Source organism: Pseudomonas sp. P7758 (assembly GCF_013386485.1).
GTDB lineage: Bacteria > Pseudomonadota > Gammaproteobacteria > Pseudomonadales > Pseudomonadaceae > Aquipseudomonas.
The window spans coordinates 25,267-41,887 of sequence record NZ_JACARS010000004.1; the positions used below are offsets into that span (position 1 = coordinate 25,267).

The 16,621-nt window shown below is 61.7% G+C and carries 16 protein-coding genes; 11 read left to right on the plus strand and 5 right to left on the minus strand.

What is annotated here, in order from left to right:
* Positions 1 to 218 precede the first annotated feature (218 nt).
* The 4 genes from tauA to tauD are packed head-to-tail and all read left to right on the plus strand — an operon-like array spanning position 219 to position 3,685.
* Positions 219 to 1,196, plus strand: coding sequence for a taurine ABC transporter substrate-binding protein (gene tauA / locus HX873_RS00475; protein ID WP_003213167.1), 978 nt, complete (start codon positions 219 to 221; stop codon positions 1,194 to 1,196).
* A gap of 18 nt (positions 1,197 to 1,214) precedes the next feature.
* On the plus strand, positions 1,215 to 1,994 hold the full coding sequence (gene tauB, locus HX873_RS00480; protein ID WP_023659332.1) for a taurine ABC transporter ATP-binding subunit: 780 nt from the start codon (positions 1,215 to 1,217) through the stop codon (positions 1,992 to 1,994).
* The gene (tauC, locus tag HX873_RS00485; RefSeq protein ID WP_134325545.1) at positions 1,991 to 2,827 is read left to right on the plus strand and encodes a taurine ABC transporter permease TauC; all 837 of its coding nucleotides are present in this window, start codon (positions 1,991 to 1,993) and stop codon (positions 2,825 to 2,827) included. The genes tauB and tauC overlap by 4 nt, the downstream gene beginning before the upstream one ends.
* A 21-nt stretch (positions 2,828 to 2,848) precedes the next feature.
* Entirely contained in the window at positions 2,849 to 3,685 is an 837-nt protein-coding gene (gene tauD / locus HX873_RS00490) for a taurine dioxygenase (RefSeq protein ID WP_003213162.1), read from the plus strand.
* Positions 3,686 to 3,798: 113 nt separating this feature from the next.
* Here the strand turns inward: tauD and mgrA are convergent, their stop codons facing one another.
* From mgrA to HX873_RS00505, 3 genes are all read right to left on the minus strand, one after another.
* Positions 3,799 to 4,836, minus strand: a complete 1,038-nt coding sequence (mgrA, locus tag HX873_RS00495) for an L-glyceraldehyde 3-phosphate reductase (protein WP_003211877.1) — start codon at positions 4,834 to 4,836, stop codon at positions 3,799 to 3,801.
* Positions 4,837 to 4,945: 109 nt separating this feature from the next.
* Positions 4,946 to 6,274, minus strand: coding sequence for an OprD family outer membrane porin (locus tag HX873_RS00500; RefSeq protein ID WP_080673292.1), 1,329 nt, complete (start codon positions 6,272 to 6,274; stop codon positions 4,946 to 4,948).
* 161 nt (positions 6,275 to 6,435) lie between these two features.
* Complete coding sequence (locus HX873_RS00505; RefSeq protein ID WP_177122237.1) at positions 6,436 to 7,326, minus strand: LysR family transcriptional regulator; 891 nt, start codon at positions 7,324 to 7,326, stop codon at positions 6,436 to 6,438.
* Positions 7,327 to 7,445: 119 nt separating this feature from the next.
* Between HX873_RS00505 and HX873_RS00510 the strand changes: the two genes are divergently transcribed.
* Both HX873_RS00510 and HX873_RS00515 read left to right on the plus strand, forming a co-directional pair.
* The gene (locus HX873_RS00510; RefSeq protein ID WP_177122238.1) at positions 7,446 to 8,177 is read left to right on the plus strand and encodes an SDR family oxidoreductase; all 732 of its coding nucleotides are present in this window, start codon (positions 7,446 to 7,448) and stop codon (positions 8,175 to 8,177) included.
* A gap of 177 nt (positions 8,178 to 8,354) precedes the next feature.
* Positions 8,355 to 8,603 (plus strand): hypothetical protein, encoded by a 249-nt coding sequence (locus tag HX873_RS00515; RefSeq protein WP_003211868.1) that lies wholly within the window; start codon positions 8,355 to 8,357, stop codon positions 8,601 to 8,603.
* 3 nt (positions 8,604 to 8,606) lie between these two features.
* On the opposite strand, the gene betT is transcribed toward HX873_RS00515, so the two are convergent.
* The gene (gene betT / locus HX873_RS00520; RefSeq protein WP_003211865.1) at positions 8,607 to 10,568 is read right to left on the minus strand and encodes a choline transporter BetT; all 1,962 of its coding nucleotides are present in this window, start codon (positions 10,566 to 10,568) and stop codon (positions 8,607 to 8,609) included.
* Positions 10,569 to 11,017: 449 nt separating this feature from the next.
* The gene (epsC, locus tag HX873_RS00525) at positions 11,018 to 11,944 is read right to left on the minus strand and encodes a serine O-acetyltransferase EpsC (RefSeq protein ID WP_003211862.1); all 927 of its coding nucleotides are present in this window, start codon (positions 11,942 to 11,944) and stop codon (positions 11,018 to 11,020) included.
* A 166-nt stretch (positions 11,945 to 12,110) separates the two neighbouring features.
* On the opposite strand from epsC, the gene HX873_RS00530 reads away from it, so the two are divergent.
* The 5 genes from HX873_RS00530 to HX873_RS00550 form a co-directional block, all read left to right on the plus strand.
* A complete protein-coding gene (locus HX873_RS00530) occupies positions 12,111 to 13,103 on the plus strand; it encodes a D-cysteine desulfhydrase (protein ID WP_008435811.1) in 993 nt (330 codons plus the stop codon).
* A 231-nt stretch (positions 13,104 to 13,334) separates the two neighbouring features.
* Positions 13,335 to 14,129, plus strand: coding sequence for a cystine ABC transporter substrate-binding protein (gene tcyJ / locus HX873_RS00535; RefSeq protein WP_003211859.1), 795 nt, complete (start codon positions 13,335 to 13,337; stop codon positions 14,127 to 14,129).
* Entirely contained in the window at positions 14,129 to 14,794 is a 666-nt protein-coding gene (gene tcyL / locus HX873_RS00540; RefSeq protein WP_003211857.1) for a cystine ABC transporter permease, read from the plus strand. Before tcyJ ends, tcyL begins: the two co-directional genes overlap by 1 nt.
* Before the next feature lie 3 nt (positions 14,795 to 14,797).
* Positions 14,798 to 15,544, plus strand: a complete 747-nt coding sequence (tcyN, locus tag HX873_RS00545) for an L-cystine ABC transporter ATP-binding protein TcyN (RefSeq protein WP_087692733.1) — start codon at positions 14,798 to 14,800, stop codon at positions 15,542 to 15,544.
* Between the two features lie 337 nt (positions 15,545 to 15,881).
* On the plus strand, positions 15,882 to 16,621 hold a 740-nt coding region (locus tag HX873_RS00550; RefSeq protein WP_177122239.1), incomplete at its 3' end, for a hypothetical protein.

A 16,621-nucleotide genomic window follows, 5' to 3' on the forward strand; every position in this document is an offset into this window, starting at 1 on the left:
GGCTTGCTCGCGAAAGCGTTGTATCAGTCGATGTATTCGGTGACTGATTCACCGCTTTCGCGAGCAAGCCCGCTCCCACATTTGGCCTATGCGCCTTCTAGCCTGGCGCGCGAGTTTCTCCTCATAAGCTAATTCGAAAAAGTTATTTATTTTCGGATTCTTAGATCATTTAGTCTTCTCACACGCCGACCTCCGGCCGCCTGATGAGGACTTCCCCCTTGAAACTGCACTTCCCCCTTCGCCTCTTGGCGGCGTTGTCCCTGGCCGGTGCCAGCCTGTTTGCCCAGGCCGCGGACGTGACCATCGCTTACCAGACCACCGTTGACCCGGCGAAAGTCGCCCAAGCCGACGGCGCTTACGAAAAAGCCACCAACGCCAAGATCGACTGGCGCAAATTCGACAACGGTGCCGACATCATCGCCGCCATCGCTTCCGGTGACGTGCAGATCGGCTACCTCGGTTCCAGCCCGCTGACCGCTGCCGTGACCCGCAAGGTTCCGGTGGAAACCTTCCTGATCGCCACCCAGATCGGCGGGGCCGAGGCCCTGGTGGCCCGCAACGGTTCCGGGATCAACAGCCCGCAGGACCTGATCGGCAAGAAAGTCGCCGTGCCGTTCGTTTCCACCGGCCACTACAGCCTGCTGGCCGCGTTGAAGCACTGGAACATCGACCCGTCCAAAGTGACCATCCTCAACCTCGCCCCGCCGGCCATCATCGCCGCCTGGAAACGTGGTGATATCGACGCCACCTACGTGTGGGACCCAGCGCTTGGCGTAGCCAAGGAAAACGGCAAGGTACTGATCACGTCCGGCGAACTGGCCAAGTTCGGCGCGCCGACCTTCGATGCCTGGATCGTGCGTAAGGATTTCGCCGAGAAGCACCCGGAAATCGTCACGGCTTTTGCCAAGGTCACCCTGGATGCCTACGCCGCTTACCGCAAAGACCCACAAGCCTGGCTGGCTGACAAAGGCAACGTCGACAAACTGGTGAAGCTCTCCGGGGCCAAGGCCAGCGACATTCCGCTGCTGCTGCAAGGCAACGTCTACCCGCTGGCGGCTGACCAGGTCACCCTGCTCGGCGCACCGACCACCAAGGCTGTCACCGATACCGCCGCGTTCCTCAAGGAACAAGGCAAGGTCGACGCCGTACTGCCGGACTACGCCCCGTACGTCAGCCCGAAGTTCATCACTAACTGATACCAGGAGTTAACCGCGATGGCCTTGCTACAACTGGAGCGCATCAGCGCACAGTACCCAGGCAGCCCGGAGCCAGTACTGGCAGATATTTCCCTGAGCCTTGGGCCCCAGCAATTGCTGGTGGCCCTCGGCCCTTCCGGCAGTGGCAAGACTTCGCTGTTGAACCTGATTGCCGGCTTTGTCGAACCCAGCGCCGGGCGCATCACCCTTGACGGTGTGCCGGTAAAGGGGCCGAGCGCCGAACGCGGCGTGGTGTTCCAGGACGACGCCCTGCTGCCCTGGCAGGACGTGCTGGCCAACGTCGGCTTCGGCCTGGAGTTGGCAGGCGTGCCCAAGGACCAGCGGGAAATCCGCGCCCGGGAAATGCTCGCCCTGGTGGACCTCGCCGGTTTCGACAGCCGTCGTATCTGGCAACTCTCCGGTGGCCAGAAGCAACGTGTCGGCCTGGCCCGTGCATTGGCTGCCGACCCCCGCGTACTGCTGATGGACGAACCCTTCGGCGCCCTTGATGCCTTCACCCGCGAACAGATGCAGGAGCTGTTGCTGCAAGTCTGGCGGCGCACGGCCAAACCGGTATTCCTGATTACCCACGACATCGAAGAAGCGGTGTTCCTCGCCACGGATTTGATTCTGCTGGCGCCCAACCCCGGCCAGATCGTCGAGCGCCTGAGCCTGGACTTCGGCCAGCGCTACGCCGCCGGTGAGTCGGCACGCGCGATCAAGTCCGACCCGCGCTTTATCGAAACCCGCGAACACGTGCTGGGCAAGGTGTTCTCGCAAAGGCAGGTGTCCGCATGAGCAGTTACGAATTACCGGCCACGGCCGCCAAGCCGGTGAGCAAACCCGTCGTGCCCGTGCGCCGCAGCCTGAGCACCCGCTGGATCAGCGTGCTCACCCTGGTGACCCTGGTTGCCATCTGGTGGGCCGTGACCGCCAGCGGGCTGATCGAGCCGCTGTTCCTGCCACCGCCTTCGGCCGTGCTGCAAAAAGGCTGGCTGCTGGCGACCACCGGCTACATGGACTCCACCCTGTGGCAGCATCTGGGCGCGAGCCTCAAGCGCATCGGCCTGGGCCTCGGCTTTGCCGTGCTGACCGCCGTGCCGGTGGGGATTGCCATCGGTTCCAACCGCATCGCCCGGGGCATTCTCGACCCGCTGATCGAGTTCTACCGGCCGATTCCACCACTGGCCTACCTGCCGCTGATCGTGATCTGGTGCGGCATCGGCGAGCTGTCCAAAGTACTGCTGATCTACCTGGCGATTTTTGCGCCGATCGCCATCGCGACCGCCACCGGCGTACGTACCGTCGACCCGGCCAAACTGCGCGCTGCGCAGTCGTTGGGCGCTACCCGGGCACAACTGATTCGCCATGTGATCCTGCCGAGCGCCCTGCCCGACATCCTCACCGGCGTGCGAATTGGCCTGGGCGTGGGTTGGTCGACCCTGGTAGCCGCAGAATTGATCGCGGCCACCAGCGGCCTGGGCTTCATGGTGCAGTCCGCCGCGCAATTCCTGGTCACCGACGTGGTGGTGCTGGGGATTCTGGTGATCGCGCTGATCGCCTTCGCCATGGAAATGGGCTTGCGTGCCCTGCAGCGCAAACTGGTGCCGTGGCATGGCCAGGCACACTGAAAAATTTTCGACGAGAATCCCATGAGCAGCCTGACCGTAACACCTCTCAGCACCGCCCTTGGCGCCCAGATCAGTGGCGTCGACATCACCCAACCGTTGAACATTGAAGACCGCGACGCCATCGAACAGGCGCTGCTCAAGCATTCGGTGCTGTTCTTCCGTAACCAGCCAATCAACCCGCAGCAACAGGCGCGGTTCGCGGCGAATTTCGGCGACCTGCACATTCACCCGATCTACCCCAACGTGCCGGAGCAGCCAGAAGTGCTGATCCTCGACACCGCCGTGACCGACGTGCGCGACAACGCCATCTGGCACACCGACGTGACCTTCCTGCCCACCCCGGCCCTCGGTGCGGTACTGAGCGCCAAGCTGCTGCCGGAGTTTGGTGGCGATACGTTGTGGGCCAGCGGGATTGCCGCGTATGAGGCGCTGTCCGAGCCGTTCAAGAAACTGTTGGACGGTTTGACGGCAACCCATGACTTCACCCGCTCCTTCCCGCTGGAGCGTTACGGCAACACGCCGGAAGATTTGGCGCGCTGGGAAGAAGCCCGGCGCAAGAACCCGCCGCTGTCTCATCCGGTGATTCGTACCCACCCGGTGAGCGGGCGTAAGTCGCTGTTCGTCAGCGAGGGGTTCACCAGCAAGATCAACGAACTGGAGCCGGCGGAAAGCGACGTGGTGTTGAAGCTGCTGTTTGCCCATGCAACACGGCCGGAATTCACCATTCGCTGGCGTTGGCAGGAAAATGACGTGGCGTTCTGGGATAACCGCGTGACCCAGCATTACGCGGTGGATGATTACCGGCCGCAGCGGCGGGTGATGCATCGGGCGACGATTCTTGGAGATGTGCCGTTCTAGCAGGCACACCACAAATCAAATGTGGGAGCGGNNCAGTGACTGACACTCCGCTTTCGCGAGCAAGCCCGCTCCCACATTGGGTAGAGGTTGATGCCGGAATCGGGCTCTACCGCTTATTCAGCCGTAGACGGCTTCTCCCACAGGTTAATCCCGCCTTCCTGGGCAAACCGATCAATCTCCGCCAGTTCCTGCGCGCTGAAGCTCAGGTTCTGCAACGCACCGACGTTTTCAATGATCTGCTCCGGCCGGCTCGCGCCGATCAGGGCGCTGGTGACCCGTGGATCACGCAACGTCCACGCCAACGCCATCTGCGCCAGGCTCTGGCCACGGCGCTTGGCAATTTCATTCAGCGCGCGGGCGTGGGCGATGTTGGCCTCGGACAAGTGCTTGGCCTGCAACGAACCACCCCCCGGACGATTGACCCGCGCATCCGCCGGTACGCCGTTGAGGTATTTGTCGGTCAGCAGGCCCTGGGCCAATGGCGTGAACGCGATCACCCCGGCACCGAGTTCTTCGGTGACGTCCAGCAGGTCTTTTTCCACCCAACGGTTGAGCAGGTTGTAGGCCGGCTGGTGGATCAGCAGCGGGACTTTCCACTCCTGGAGCAGCGCCGCAATTTCCCGGGTTTTCACGCCGGAGTAGGACGAGATCCCGATGTACAACGCCTTGCCCTGTTGCACGGCGGTGGCCAGTGCGCTGGCGGTTTCTTCCAGCGGGGTGTCGGCATCAAAACGGTGGGAGTAGAAGATGTCCACGTAGTCGACGCCCAGGCGTTGCAGGCTCTGGTCGAGGCTCGCCAGCACGTACTTGCGCGAACCGCCACCCTGGCCATAAGGGCCCGGCCACATGTCCCAGCCCGCCTTGCTGGAGATGATCAGTTCATCGCGGTAATGCTTGAAGTCTTCCCGCAGCAAACGACCGAAGTTGATCTCGGCGCTGCCGTATGGAGGGCCGTAGTTGTTGGCCAGGTCGAAGTGGTTGATACCCAGGTCGAACGCGGTGCGCAGCAAGGCGCGCTGGGTATCGATCGGGGTGCTGTCGCCAAAGTTGTGCCACAGCCCCAGGGACAGTGCCGGCAGCACCAGTCCGCTGCGACCTACGCGGCGGTAAGGAATAGATTCATAGCGGTTTTCGGCAGCAATGTAAGTCATCGAATCCTCTCTTGGACTTGGGGCAAATAAGGCCCGGGAATAAGCATATTCCCGGGCCTTTTAAGCAGCTGAATCGCTTAAGTCTGCCTATCCCTTTTACAGCAAAGTCCTACCAGAGTGGAACGACGTAGCTTACATAGAAGCGGTTTTCATCTTGCACCGTGGCACCGGTGATATCCGGGCTGGCGTGGGCATTTCGCCAGGTTACGCCGAGGCCTTTGAGGGTGCCGGTGGGCACCTGGTAAGCCACGGTGACGTTACGTTCCCATTCACTGGTAGTGCCTTGGGTGGTGCGGATGTCATCGCCGTGTGCGTAGGACGTGGCGAAGGTCAGGCCGTTAAGGCCGAGTTTGCCGAAGTCATATTTGTACTGCGCCAGCCAGGTGCGCTCGCCGGCATGCTGGAATTTGTTCAGTTGCATGTTGGTGAGTGCCGGGGTGTCGGCGCCCGAGCCCGGGCCCTGGTTGCTGGCACCGCTGTTCAGGCCGGAATCCAGGTACGGGAAGTCGCTGTCGCCGCTGTTTTTCTGGATGCCCAGGCCGACGGTGTGGCCGTCCAGGCTGTAGCTTTCCAACAGGCTGACGGTGGACTGGTTGATGCGGCCCTTGGAGGTGCCATCGCCGTAGAGACCCGCAGCCGAATAGTCTTTGTCGCCCGCGGCGTTTTCACCCACACCCAGGCTGCGGTACAGGCGCACGTCGGTGTCGATCGCGCCGACAGGCAAGGCGTCATGGCGCTTGGCACCGAGGAAGAACTGCTGGTAGTAATCCTCAAGGTTGGAGTACCACAGGCTGACGGTGGTGTCCGGCAAACCTTTGTAGTCCGCGCCGCCGTAGAGGAAGCGATCGCTCTCTTTGGTACCGCCGGCGGTGATCATGCCCTGGTCGCCGGTTTCGTTGCGGATCTTGGTCTTGAGGATGTCACCGGCGGTAAAGGTGAAGTCGGTCAAGTCCTTGGAAACCAACTGCACGCCGGTGTTGGTCTGCTGGTACAGGCGGCCGTCGGTGTTGGCCAGCACCGGGTTGTTGCCGTACAGCGTACCGACGCGCAATTCATCCTGGGCGAAGCGCATCTTGAAGGTCGGGCTGAGCACGCCGAACTGGTCGGCCGACTTGCCGTTATCCAGCGGGAACATGCTGCCGGGGTAGCGGCCCTGGTGATCCTTGTCATTGAGGTCGCCGCCGGAGTCCAGTTTCAAACCGTAGAACGCCTGCAGGTCCAGGCCAAAGCCCACCGGCCCATCGGTGTAGCCGGACTTGAAATTGAACTCAAAACCCTGGCCCCAATCACGGATGCTGTGGGCCTTGTTATTGCTGTTCACCACATCCCGCCCCTGCTGGTTGAGGTAGCGGTTGAGCAGGGTCACGTCGGCGTGGCTGTCATCGATAAAATCGGCGTGGGCGGACAGCATAAAGCTCGCCATGGCGGCACCCACCATGGGGCTTAATAACGTCTTCATTGGTACCGGTCTCCGTCACTGTTCTGAAATGAAAGCGTCAAACGCTTCACACAATTAGGCGATGGCCATGTGACAGTTCGGAGTCAAAACACCCTTTACCCGGATGAAATTAAATTTAAGAAACCCAGTAAAGACGCGGGTTAGCGGGCAGTGGCGAAGATTTCGGCGAGCCAATCGACGAACACTCGCACCCTCGGCGACATGTGTCGGTTTTGCGGGTAGAGCACCGAAACCGGCATGGGCGGCGGTGGTGTATCAATGAGGATTTCCTGCATCACGCCCTGGTCGATCAGCTCGGCGATGCGGTAGTGCGGGCACTGGATAATGCCCAGTCCGGCGACTGCGCTGGCGGCATAAATCTCTGCGCCGAACACCGACAGCGCCCCCTCGATCGTCACTTCCTGCACCTGGCCGTCGACCATGAATTCGAAGGGGAACAGCTTCGCGGTGGTGCGTGAAACATAGTTCACCGCACGGTGCTCGCCCAGGTCGGCGAGGCGCTTCGGCTCGCCGTATTTGCGCAGGTAGGCCGGGCTCGCGCAGGTCACCTGGCGCAGCGTCGCAACCCGGCGACCGATCAACGCCGAATCCCCCAGGGTGCCCGCCCGCAGCACACAATCCACGCCTTCGGCGATCAGGTCGACGAAGCGGTCCGCCTCGCTGATGGACAGCTCGATTTCCGGGTAGCGCGCCATGAATTGCGGCAGCGCCGGGATCACGAAGTACTTGGCCAGGGTGCCGTGCAAATCCACCCGCAGGCGGCCCTTGGGGGCCACCGAACGGAAGGCCAGTTCCGCCTCTTCCAGCTCCGCCAACAGTTGCACACAGCGCAGGTAGTAGGCCTCGCCATCCAGCGTGGGGCGGACGCGGCGGGTGCTGCGCTCAAGCAACCGCGTGCCCAGCCAGGCTTCGAACTGGTTGAGGGTGTGGGTCAGGGTGGCGCGCGGCAGGTTCAGGTCATCGGCCGCCAGCGTGAAGCTGCTGCGTTCGTAAATCCTCACGAACACTTTCATCGCTTTGACCTGGTCCACGGCGCGTCTCCATTGTTGGCGATTCTTGAACAGTCAAGGCAACTCTGGCGCATTTATCGGCCTGGGTAAACATGTGAATCTGCTTCCACACCCAACCACTCCCCCAAGGAAACCCGATCATGACTACCCAAGTTGCTATCGTTACCGGCGCCTCTCGCGGCATCGGCGCCGTGGTTGCCAGACAACTGGCTGCCGACGGTTATGCCGTCGCCATCAACTACGCCAACAGCGCCATCGAAGCGTCAAGGCTGGTAGTGGAGTTGCGCCAGGCCGGCCACCAAGCCATAGCGATCCAGGGCGACGTGGCCAGCGCCGCCGACGTCAAGCGCCTGTTCGACGAGACCGAAGCCCAGCTGGGCAAGGTTGATGTGCTGATCAACAACGCCGGGATCCTCAAGGTGCTGCCGCTGGCCCAACACAGCGATGAGCTCTACAACCAGAACTTCGACATCCATACCCGCGGCACCTTCAACGCCCTGCGTGAAGCCGCCACCCGCCTGAACGACGGCGGGCGCATCGTCAATTTCTCCAGCAGCACCGTCGGCCTCAACTTCCCCGGTTATGCGGTGTACATCGCCAGCAAGGCGGCGGTGGAATCCCTGACCCAGGTGTTCGCCAAGGAAATGCGCGGCCGGCGCATCACCGTCAACGCCGTTGCCCCGGGCCCGGTGGCGACCGAACTGTTCCTGCATGGCAAAAGCGAAGAGCAGATCCAGGGCCTGGCCAAGATGGCACCCCTGGAACGCCTGGGCCAACCGGAAGATATCGCCCGCGTGGTGGCGTTCCTGGTGAGCCCGGCTGGTGGTTGGGTGAACGGGCAAATCCTGCGGGCCAATGGTGGTTTGGTCTGAAGACCGGCAAACGCTCGTTCAACGGCAAACTACTATTGTGGCGAGGGAGCTTGCTCCCGCTGGAGTGCGCAGCGCTCCCATCTTTTTTGGGGCCGCTGCGCAGCCCAGCGGGAGCAAGCTCCCTCGCCACAGGTTTGCTGTTCACGGAAAATCAGCGGGTATCAGGAGACTTCAGATATGCACACCGCCCTCGTCATCACCGCCGGCCTGATCCTCCTCGCGCTGATGCTGTTCATCGGCCAAAAGCTGGGCGTCAGCCGGCACATTCTGGCCTACAGCTTTGTCGGGATCTGGCTGGTGGTGTCGGTGGTGAACGGCGCGGTAGGTGTGGTCACTGCCGGCCAGCCCCTGGTCTCGGAGCTGGTGATCGGCAGCGGGGTATTCGGTGCGCCGTTGGTGGCACTGGCCCTGTTTATCAGGGCCTGAGCCTTAACGAACCAGGTGCAGGAACTGCATGTGCCGTTCGTACTGGTCGAGGATGTCGTTGATGATCTGCTCCTTGGTGTAGCCCACCAAGTCGTAGTCCTGACTGCCCTCGCTCAAGTGCACTTCCGCCCGGTAGTAGCGGCGGTTGTTAAGCTGCTTGGAACCCATGCCGCCCCGTGCGAATGACGGGGTGAAATAGCCGCGCATCTGTACCTGATACACAAACGGGTGCTGCTCGCCGTGGCCGATCTCCAGGCTGACGCTGTCATTGGCCGGGTCAGGCTGGGTGACCACGTTGAGGCCTTTTTCGACAAACACCGCCGTCACTTCTTCGATGGCGGGGCGCACCGTGGTCTCGAGGAAACGGTACACCTCATCCCGTGACGGGAAATGCACCGCCTGGCTCAGGCGCTGGCGCCAACCGCCCGTGCCCTTGCGTGAGCCCGATACCGGCGCGAGGGAATGCATCTGCGCAATCTGCTTCTGCGACTCAAGGTAGAACGCCTTGTGCAGCCCCCACATCATCAGCAGCAGGATCATCGAGAACGGTAGCGAGGTCAGGACCACGGCAGACTTGAGCGAATCGATGCTGCCGGCAAACAGCAGCGCGCTGGTCACCAACGCGGTCATCGCGCCCCAGAACACTCGCAGCCACTTCGGCCCGTCTTCATCGGCGTTGCCGCCTTTGGCCGACAAGGTCGAGAGCACCACGGTGCCGGAGTCAGCCGAGGTGACGAAGAACACGAAGCTGATAAACACCGTGACCGCGATCACCGTCTTGCTCCACGGGTAGGTTTCCAGCAGCAGGTAGAGGCTCATCGACGGGTCATCAATGGCCGACTGACCCAGCGCCGTGAGGCCGTGGTTGAGCACCTGGTCGATGGCGCTGTTGCCGAAGATCGACATCCACGCCAGGGTGAAACCCAACGGGATCAACAGCACGCCGAACACGAATTCACGGATGGTGCGGCCGCGGGAAATACGCGCAATAAACAGACCCACGAACGGCGACCATGCGATCCACCAGGCCCAATAGAACACGGTCCAGCCGCCCAGCCAGTCGCTCGGTTTGTCGTAGGCGTAGAGGTCGAAACTCTTGGTCGGCAAGGCGCCGAGGTAGTCGCCGATGTTCTGGATCAGGGTGTTGAGCAAGTGTTGGGTAGGGCCGGCGAACAACACGAACAGCAGCAGCGCACAGGCCAGCAGCATGTTGATGTCGGACATCACCCGCACGCCTTTATCGACACCGGAGACCGCCACCAGGATCGCCGCGCCCATCATCAAGGTGATGAGGCCGACCTGGATCCACTGGGTGTGGGCCACGCCGAACAGGTAATCGAGCCCGGAGTTGAGGTGCAACACGCCAAAGCCCATGTCGGCGCCGAGGCCGAACACCGTGGCGATGATGCCGAAGCCGTCTACCGCATAACCGATGGGGCCGTTGATGCGCTTGCCGATCAGCGGATACAGCGCCGAGCGCAACGCCAGCGGCAGGTTATGCCGGTAGGCGAAGTACGCCAGGGCCATGCCGACGAAGGCGAACACGCCCCAGCCATGCAGGCCCCAGTGCAGAAACAGGATCTGCATGGCCTGGCGCGCCGCGTCACCGTTCAGGGCCTCGCCCTGGGGCGGTTGCACCAGGTGAGTCAGGGGTTCGGACACGCAGAAGAAAAACAGCGTGATGCTGATCCCGGCGGCGAACAGCATGCCGGCCCAGGACAGGTAACTGAATTCGGGCTCGTCGTGGTCGGCACCGAGTTTGATCTTGCCGTAGCCCGATAACGCGGTGACCACCACGAAGACCAGATACAGGGTCATCGCCAGCATGTAGTACCAGCCGACCGTGTTGGCCGCCCAGTTTTGTGCGGCCAGCAGCCAGGCGCCGGCTTGTTCGGGAATCGCGATGACGGTCAGGCCGAACAGCAGGATGAAGCTCGCGGCGAAGTAAAACACCGGCGGGTTCATGCGGACCAGACCGCTGGAAGGTGTGGACGATGCACTCATGTAGGGCGCACCTCAAGGGTATGGGATGTGGCTGTAAAAAACGGACTCAGCAAAGGTAAGCCTCCTGTTGTGAGCGGGCAGCGAACCACCGATTTAACTTGAACGAACAGTCAAGTTAAACATGGATAGGGGTTTGAGGACTAATCGCAGGGCCGAGTGGTAGGTGTTTCCTACACTAGCTCAAGGAAAGGTATGACGTATGGGGATGACGAAACGTTCAGCGATTGCTGAGGGAAATACGGCTCGAATTTGAGTAGTGCGGCTCAAATTTGGAATGCAGACAAAATGTGGGAGCGGGCTTGCTCGCGAATGCGGCGTGTCAGCCAACACTTCTGGCGACTGATACACCGCATTCGCGAGCAAGCCCGCTCCCACATTGGATCTGTGTGATCGTTAGAGAGGGCGCTGCTCTATTTCTGCGTCCCATCATCATGCTGCAGATTCGCCTGGGTCAGGTTCGCCCCCGCCGGCACACTGCGCGTCAGCCACACATTGCCGCCAATGGTCGAGCCCTTGCCGATGGTAATCCGCCCCAGGATCGTCGCCCCGGCGTAGATCACCACGTCATCCTCGACAATCGGATGCCGCGGATGGCCTTTCTGCAATTGCCCATCCTCATCCGCCGGGAAACGCTTGGCGCCCAATGTCACGGCCTGGTAGATCCGTACCCGCTCGCCGATGATCGCCGTCTCGCCAATCACCACACCCGTCCCGTGGTCAATAAAGAAGCTCGGGCCGATCTGCGCGCCCGGGTGAATATCAATCCCGGTCGCCGAATGCGCGATTTCCGCGCTGATGCGCGCCAGCAACGGCAAGCCTGCCCGATACAAGTGGTGCGCCAGGCGATGGTGAATCACCGCCAAAATCCCCGGGTAGCACAACAGCACTTCATCCACGCTGCGCGCCGCCGGGTCGCCGTGGTAGGCGGCGAGCACGTCGGTGTCCAACAGGCTGCGCAAGCCTGGCAACGCCAGGGCGAAATCCTGGATCAGGTGGATGGCATGGGCGTCGACTTCACTGTCATCCTGGCCACCTTGCCGCGCGGCATATCGCAGCTCCAGGCGCGCCTGGGCGAGCAATGCATTCAGCGCCACATCCAGGGTGTGGCCGACGTAGAAGTCTTCACTTTCTTCACGCAGGTCCACCGGCCCCAGACGCATGGGGAACAGCGCACCACACAACGCCTCGAGAATCTGCGCCACGGCTTCCCGTGAAGGCAGCTCGCGCCCGCCCTGCTCGCCGCTGACCCGGCCGTTGCGGGTGCGCCACTGGTCCCGGGCGCTGCGCAGCTGGCTGACGATGGTCTGTAATTGCCAATGACTGGAACGCTCACTCACGGTCTTCACTCCTGACGAAATGCCCATCACTTTACGGCAAGGAACCTGAGCGTCCTTAAGAACCAATAGTGCAATGCTAATAACCCGTCGACATAAGCGATTGGCGGTTGCCGACGCAAAAGTGCCTGCCTATAGTCCCAGCATCTCTGACCACCCGTGCGTAGCCATGATCAAACAACAGCTCGACCGCTTTAACCGTCTGGAACTGCTGGGCGGCGCCACCGCCCTGGAAAAACTCGAGCGGCTGTCGGCCTGGCTGGGGCGTGACGTCTACGTCAAACGCGACGACACCACGCCGCTGGCGATGGGCGGCAACAAGCTGCGCAAACTCGAATACCTCGCCGCCGATGCGCTGGCCCAGGGTGCCGACACCCTGGTGACCGCCGGCGCGATCCAGTCCAACCATGTACGCCAGACCGCTGCGCTGGCCGCCAAGCTGGGCCTGGGCTGCGTTGCCCTGCTGGAAAACCCGACGGGCACCGAAGACCCCAACTACCTGGCCAACGGCAACCGCCTGTTGCTGGAGCTGTTCGACGCCAAGGTCGAGTTGGTGGAGAACCTGGACAACGTCGACGACCAGCTCAACGCCCTCGCCGACCGCCTGCGCAGCAACGGCAAGAAGCCGTACCTGGTGCCCATCGGCGGCTCCAACGCCCTCGGCGCCCTGGGTTACGTGCGCGCCGGGCTGGAGCTGGCCGGGCAGATTGAAGACAGCGGCATCCCGTTCTCCACCGTGGTCCTGGCCTCCGGCAGCGCCGGCACCCACAGCGGCCTGGCCCTGGCGCTGGCCGAAGTGCTGCCCGAGCTGCAAGTGATTGGCATCACGGTGTCCCGTACCGACGAAGCCCAGCGCCCCAAGGTGCAGGGCCTGGCCGAACGTACCGCCGAACTGCTCGGCGTGCCGCTGCCGGACGCGTTCAAGGTGATCCTGTGGGACGAGTACTTCGCCCCCCGTTATGGCGAGCCGAGTGCCGGCACGCTGGCGGCGATCAAGCTGGTAGCCAGCCAGGAAGGCCTGCTGCTGGACCCGGTCTACACGGGCAAGGCCATGGCCGGGTTGCTGGATGGCATTGGACGCCAGCGCTTTGAAGAGGGGCCGATCATCTTCCTGCACACGGGTGGCGCACCGGCGTTGTTTGCCTATGATTCGAGCTTTTGATATTCCATAAAGAAATATCAATCTGATTTTATATTATTTTCAAGTCTTAAAAACCGGCTTTATAGTCGCGCCGTAGGCGAGCTTGATGGCGATACGCATGACTGGGCAGATCCAAAACACCGAGTTGATGCAATCGCGGGCAAGCCCGGCTCCCACACACGGCGCTTTTAAGGCAGGATACGACTACCGCGTCACCTGCATCGCTCAACATAAAAAACACAGGGGCTCTTCATGACTATTTCCGTATTCCGTCGCACGTTACTGGTTGGCACATTGGGGCTGGCGCTTGGCGCCGGGTGGCTCGGTCAGGCAGTTGCCGGCGAGCAGTTGGACAACATCAAGAAAGCCGGCGAAATCAAGATTGGCCTGGAAGGCACCTACCCGCCGTTCAGCTTCGTCGACGAAAGCGGCAAGCTCAGCGGTTTCGAGGTCGAGTTGTCTGAAGCGCTGGCCAAGAAGCTGGGCGTCAAGGTCAAGCTGCAAGCCACGCCGTGGGATGGCATCCTCGCCGCCCTGGAATCCAAGCGCCTGGACGCGGTCGTCAACCAGGTGACCATCTCCGATGCGCGCAAGGAAAAGTATGACTTCTCCAAGCCTTACACCGTTTCCGGGATCCAGGCGCTGACCCTGGCGAAGAACGTCGACACCATCAAGACCGCCGACGACCTGGCCGGCAAGAAAATCGGTGTGGGCCTGGGCACCAACTACGAACAATGGCTCAAGGAAAACCAACCGAAAGCCATCGTCAAAACCTACAACGATGACCCAACCAAGTTCCAGGACCTGCGCATCGGCCGTGTCGACGCCATCCTGATCGACCGCCTCGCCGCGCTGGAATACGCCAAGAAAGCCAAGGACACCGCCGCTGCCGGTGCTGCTTTCTCCCGTCAGGAAGCCGGTATTGCCCTGCGCAAAGGCGAGCCTGAACTGCTGGCCGCCGTGAACAAGGCTCTGGACGAACTGCGCGCCGACGGTACCTTGAAGAAGCTGTCCGAGAAGTACTTCAACGCTGACGTTACTCAATAATGGAAGCAGGTTTCCAACTCGCGCTGGACTCCGCGCCCTTTCTGCTCAAGGGCGCGTACTTCACGGTCATCCTTAGCCTCGGCGGGATGTTTTTCGGCTTGCTGCTGGGCTTCGGCCTGGCCTTGATGCGCCTGTCGCGCTTCAAGTTGTTGAGCTGGACCGCCCGCGTCTACGTGTCGTTCTTTCGCGGCACGCCCTTGCTGGTACAGCTGTTCCTGATCTACTACGGCTTGCCGCAAGTGGGCATCGAGCTGGATCCGATCCCGGCGGCCATGATCGGCTTTTCGCTGAACATGGCTGCTTACGCCTGTGAAATCCTGCGTGCCGCCATCGGTTCCATCGAGCGCGGCCAGTGGGAAGCTGCGGCCAGTATCGGCATGACCCGTGCGCAGACCCTGCGCCGGGCCATCCTGCCGCAGGCCATGCGCACGGCCTTGCCGCCGCTGGGCAACAGCTTTATTTCCCTGGTCAAGGACACTGCCCTGGCCGCCACCATCCAGGTGCCGGAGCTGTTCCGCCAGGCGCAATTGGTCTCGGCCCGTACCTTCGAAATTTTCACCATGTATCTGTCCGCCGCCTTGATCTACTGGATTCTTGCCAGCGTCCTGGCACACGTGCAAAACCGCCTGGAAGCACGAGTCAACCGGCATGACCTGGAGTCTTGAAGCATGATCGTGGTTGAAAAACTGACCAAACAATTCAAGGGTCAGGTGGTGCTTAACGGGATCGACCTTGAGGTCAAGGAAGGCGAAGTCGTCGCCATCATCGGCCCCAGCGGTTCCGGCAAGACCACCTTGCTGCGCTGCCTGAATTTCCTCGAAGAACCCACCAGTGGCCGAATCAAGGTCGGTGACATCGAGATCGACAGCAGCCGCCCGCTCAACCAACAGCAAAGCCTGGTGCGGCGCCTGCGCCAGCACGTGGGTTTTGTGTTCCAGAACTTCAACCTGTTCCCGCACCGCACGGCCCTGGAGAACGTCATCGAAGGCCCGATCGTGGTCAAGAAGATGCCCCGGGCCGCCGCAGATGCCCTGGGCCGCAAGCTATTGGCCCGGGTCGGCCTGGCAGGCAAGGAAGACGCCTACCCACGCCGCCTCTCCGGTGGGCAGCAGCAACGGGTGGCCATTGCCCGGGCCCTGGCGATGGAGCCGGAGGTGATCCTGTTCGATGAGCCGACTTCGGCCCTGGACCCGGAGCTGGTAGGCGAAGTGCTGGCGACCATTCGCAGCCTCGCGGAAGAAAACCGCACCATGGTCATCGTGACCCACGAAATGAGTTTCGCCCGGGATGTGGCCAACCGGGTGATCTTCTTCGACAAGGGCGTCATTATTGAACAAGGCGAAGCCAAGGCGCTGTTTGCCAACCCGAAAGAAGAACGTACCCGGCAGTTTCTCAGCAAGTTCATCAACAACTAACTTGCGCCGATTCATTGTAAGAAGCTTCGCTTTATAGAGTTGCCGAAAGGCAACTCGCCTCTTTAGTGTTTTTGGGGAAACACCCTTTATTCATTGGGTAAAAGTCACCCTGAAGCACGCACTTGCAGCGCCCTCCCAGTAAGACCCTTCTGAATATTCCATAACCCCCTGTTTGCCCCGCCCAGCCTCTTGACGCCAACTAACCAAGCCTCTTATCTAACGCCCAGAGGATTGGATCCATTCTGGTTTTTTATTAAATCGTTTCTTTCGGACTACGTCGCCTGCCCGCGCCTGATGTCCGGAACGATTGCTGCTGGCTGCACCAAGGAGATTATTTATGAAGCGTATTTCCACCCAGGCGCTGCTCACTGCCCCGACCTTGCCCCAGGCCCATCGAGAAGGCATCAATGCCCTCGCTGCGACAAACCTGCAGGTCGATATCGCGCCTTACTGCGGCATGGACGAGGGCGACCTGATCGAGTTGTTCTGGAACAACTGCTTTGCCGCCTCCCGGCGCATCACCGCCGGCAAGATCGGCATGCCCACCAGCCTGCGAGTGCCGGAGAGCTTTGTGCAAAATGGCCCGGCACGGATTCATTACCGGGTCATGCAGGTCGGCCACGGCCCGGCGCGCTCGGCCATCACCCGGGTGCAGGTCAAGACCGACTACCCCGGCGGCATGCCCTCGGCACTGAGCCTTGATGAAAACCAGAACCTGGCCGCCGTCAGCCTGCCCGAGACCATCCGTCGCCATGGCGTCAACAGCAGCCAGATCCGCCGTGGCGTGCCCCTGACCATCGAGCCGTACCTGAACATGGCGACCGATGACGAGATCACCCTGCGCTGGGGTGACGTGCGCCTGGACCTGCCGAGCATCCAGGCTGGCGATGTGGGCAAGGCGGTGCAGGTGTGGGTGCCGTCGGCCATCATTGTCGAGGCTGGTGATGACCATCGCCTCGAAGTGACCTACTGCATTCTCGACCGGGTCGGCAACAATTCAAGCTGGGCGCCAGCCCGCATCCTGCGCATCGCCGCGCTCGCTCCCCAGGCCCCGACCAGCCCCGCCAGGGCCCCGCT

What these genes read in the sequence shown, in the direction of transcription:
- tcyJ (WP_003211859.1), top strand. Translation starts at nt 13,335, where the DNA reads ATGACTATTTCCGTATTCCGTCGCACGTTACTGGTTGGCACATTGGGG.
- HX873_RS00530 (WP_008435811.1), top strand. Translation starts at nt 12,111, where the DNA reads ATGATCAAACAACAGCTCGACCGCTTTAACCGTCTGGAACTGCTGGGC.
- mgrA (WP_003211877.1), bottom strand. Translation starts at nt 4,836, where the DNA reads ATGACTTACATTGCTGCCGAAAACCGCTATGAATCTATTCCTTACCGC.
- HX873_RS00510 (WP_177122238.1), top strand. Translation starts at nt 7,446, where the DNA reads ATGACTACCCAAGTTGCTATCGTTACCGGCGCCTCTCGCGGCATCGGC.
- tauD (WP_003213162.1), top strand. Translation starts at nt 2,849, where the DNA reads ATGAGCAGCCTGACCGTAACACCTCTCAGCACCGCCCTTGGCGCCCAG.
- betT (WP_003211865.1), bottom strand. Translation starts at nt 10,568, where the DNA reads ATGAACCCGCCGGTGTTTTACTTCGCCGCGAGCTTCATCCTGCTGTTC.
- tauC (WP_134325545.1), top strand. Translation starts at nt 1,991, where the DNA reads ATGAGCAGTTACGAATTACCGGCCACGGCCGCCAAGCCGGTGAGCAAA.
- HX873_RS00515 (WP_003211868.1), top strand. Translation starts at nt 8,355, where the DNA reads ATGCACACCGCCCTCGTCATCACCGCCGGCCTGATCCTCCTCGCGCTG.
- tcyL (WP_003211857.1), top strand. Translation starts at nt 14,129, where the DNA reads ATGGAAGCAGGTTTCCAACTCGCGCTGGACTCCGCGCCCTTTCTGCTC.
- HX873_RS00500 (WP_080673292.1), bottom strand. Translation starts at nt 6,274, where the DNA reads ATGGTGGGTGCCGCCATGGCGAGCTTTATGCTGTCCGCCCACGCCGAT.
- tauB (WP_023659332.1), top strand. Translation starts at nt 1,215, where the DNA reads ATGGCCTTGCTACAACTGGAGCGCATCAGCGCACAGTACCCAGGCAGC.
- tcyN (WP_087692733.1), top strand. Translation starts at nt 14,798, where the DNA reads ATGATCGTGGTTGAAAAACTGACCAAACAATTCAAGGGTCAGGTGGTG.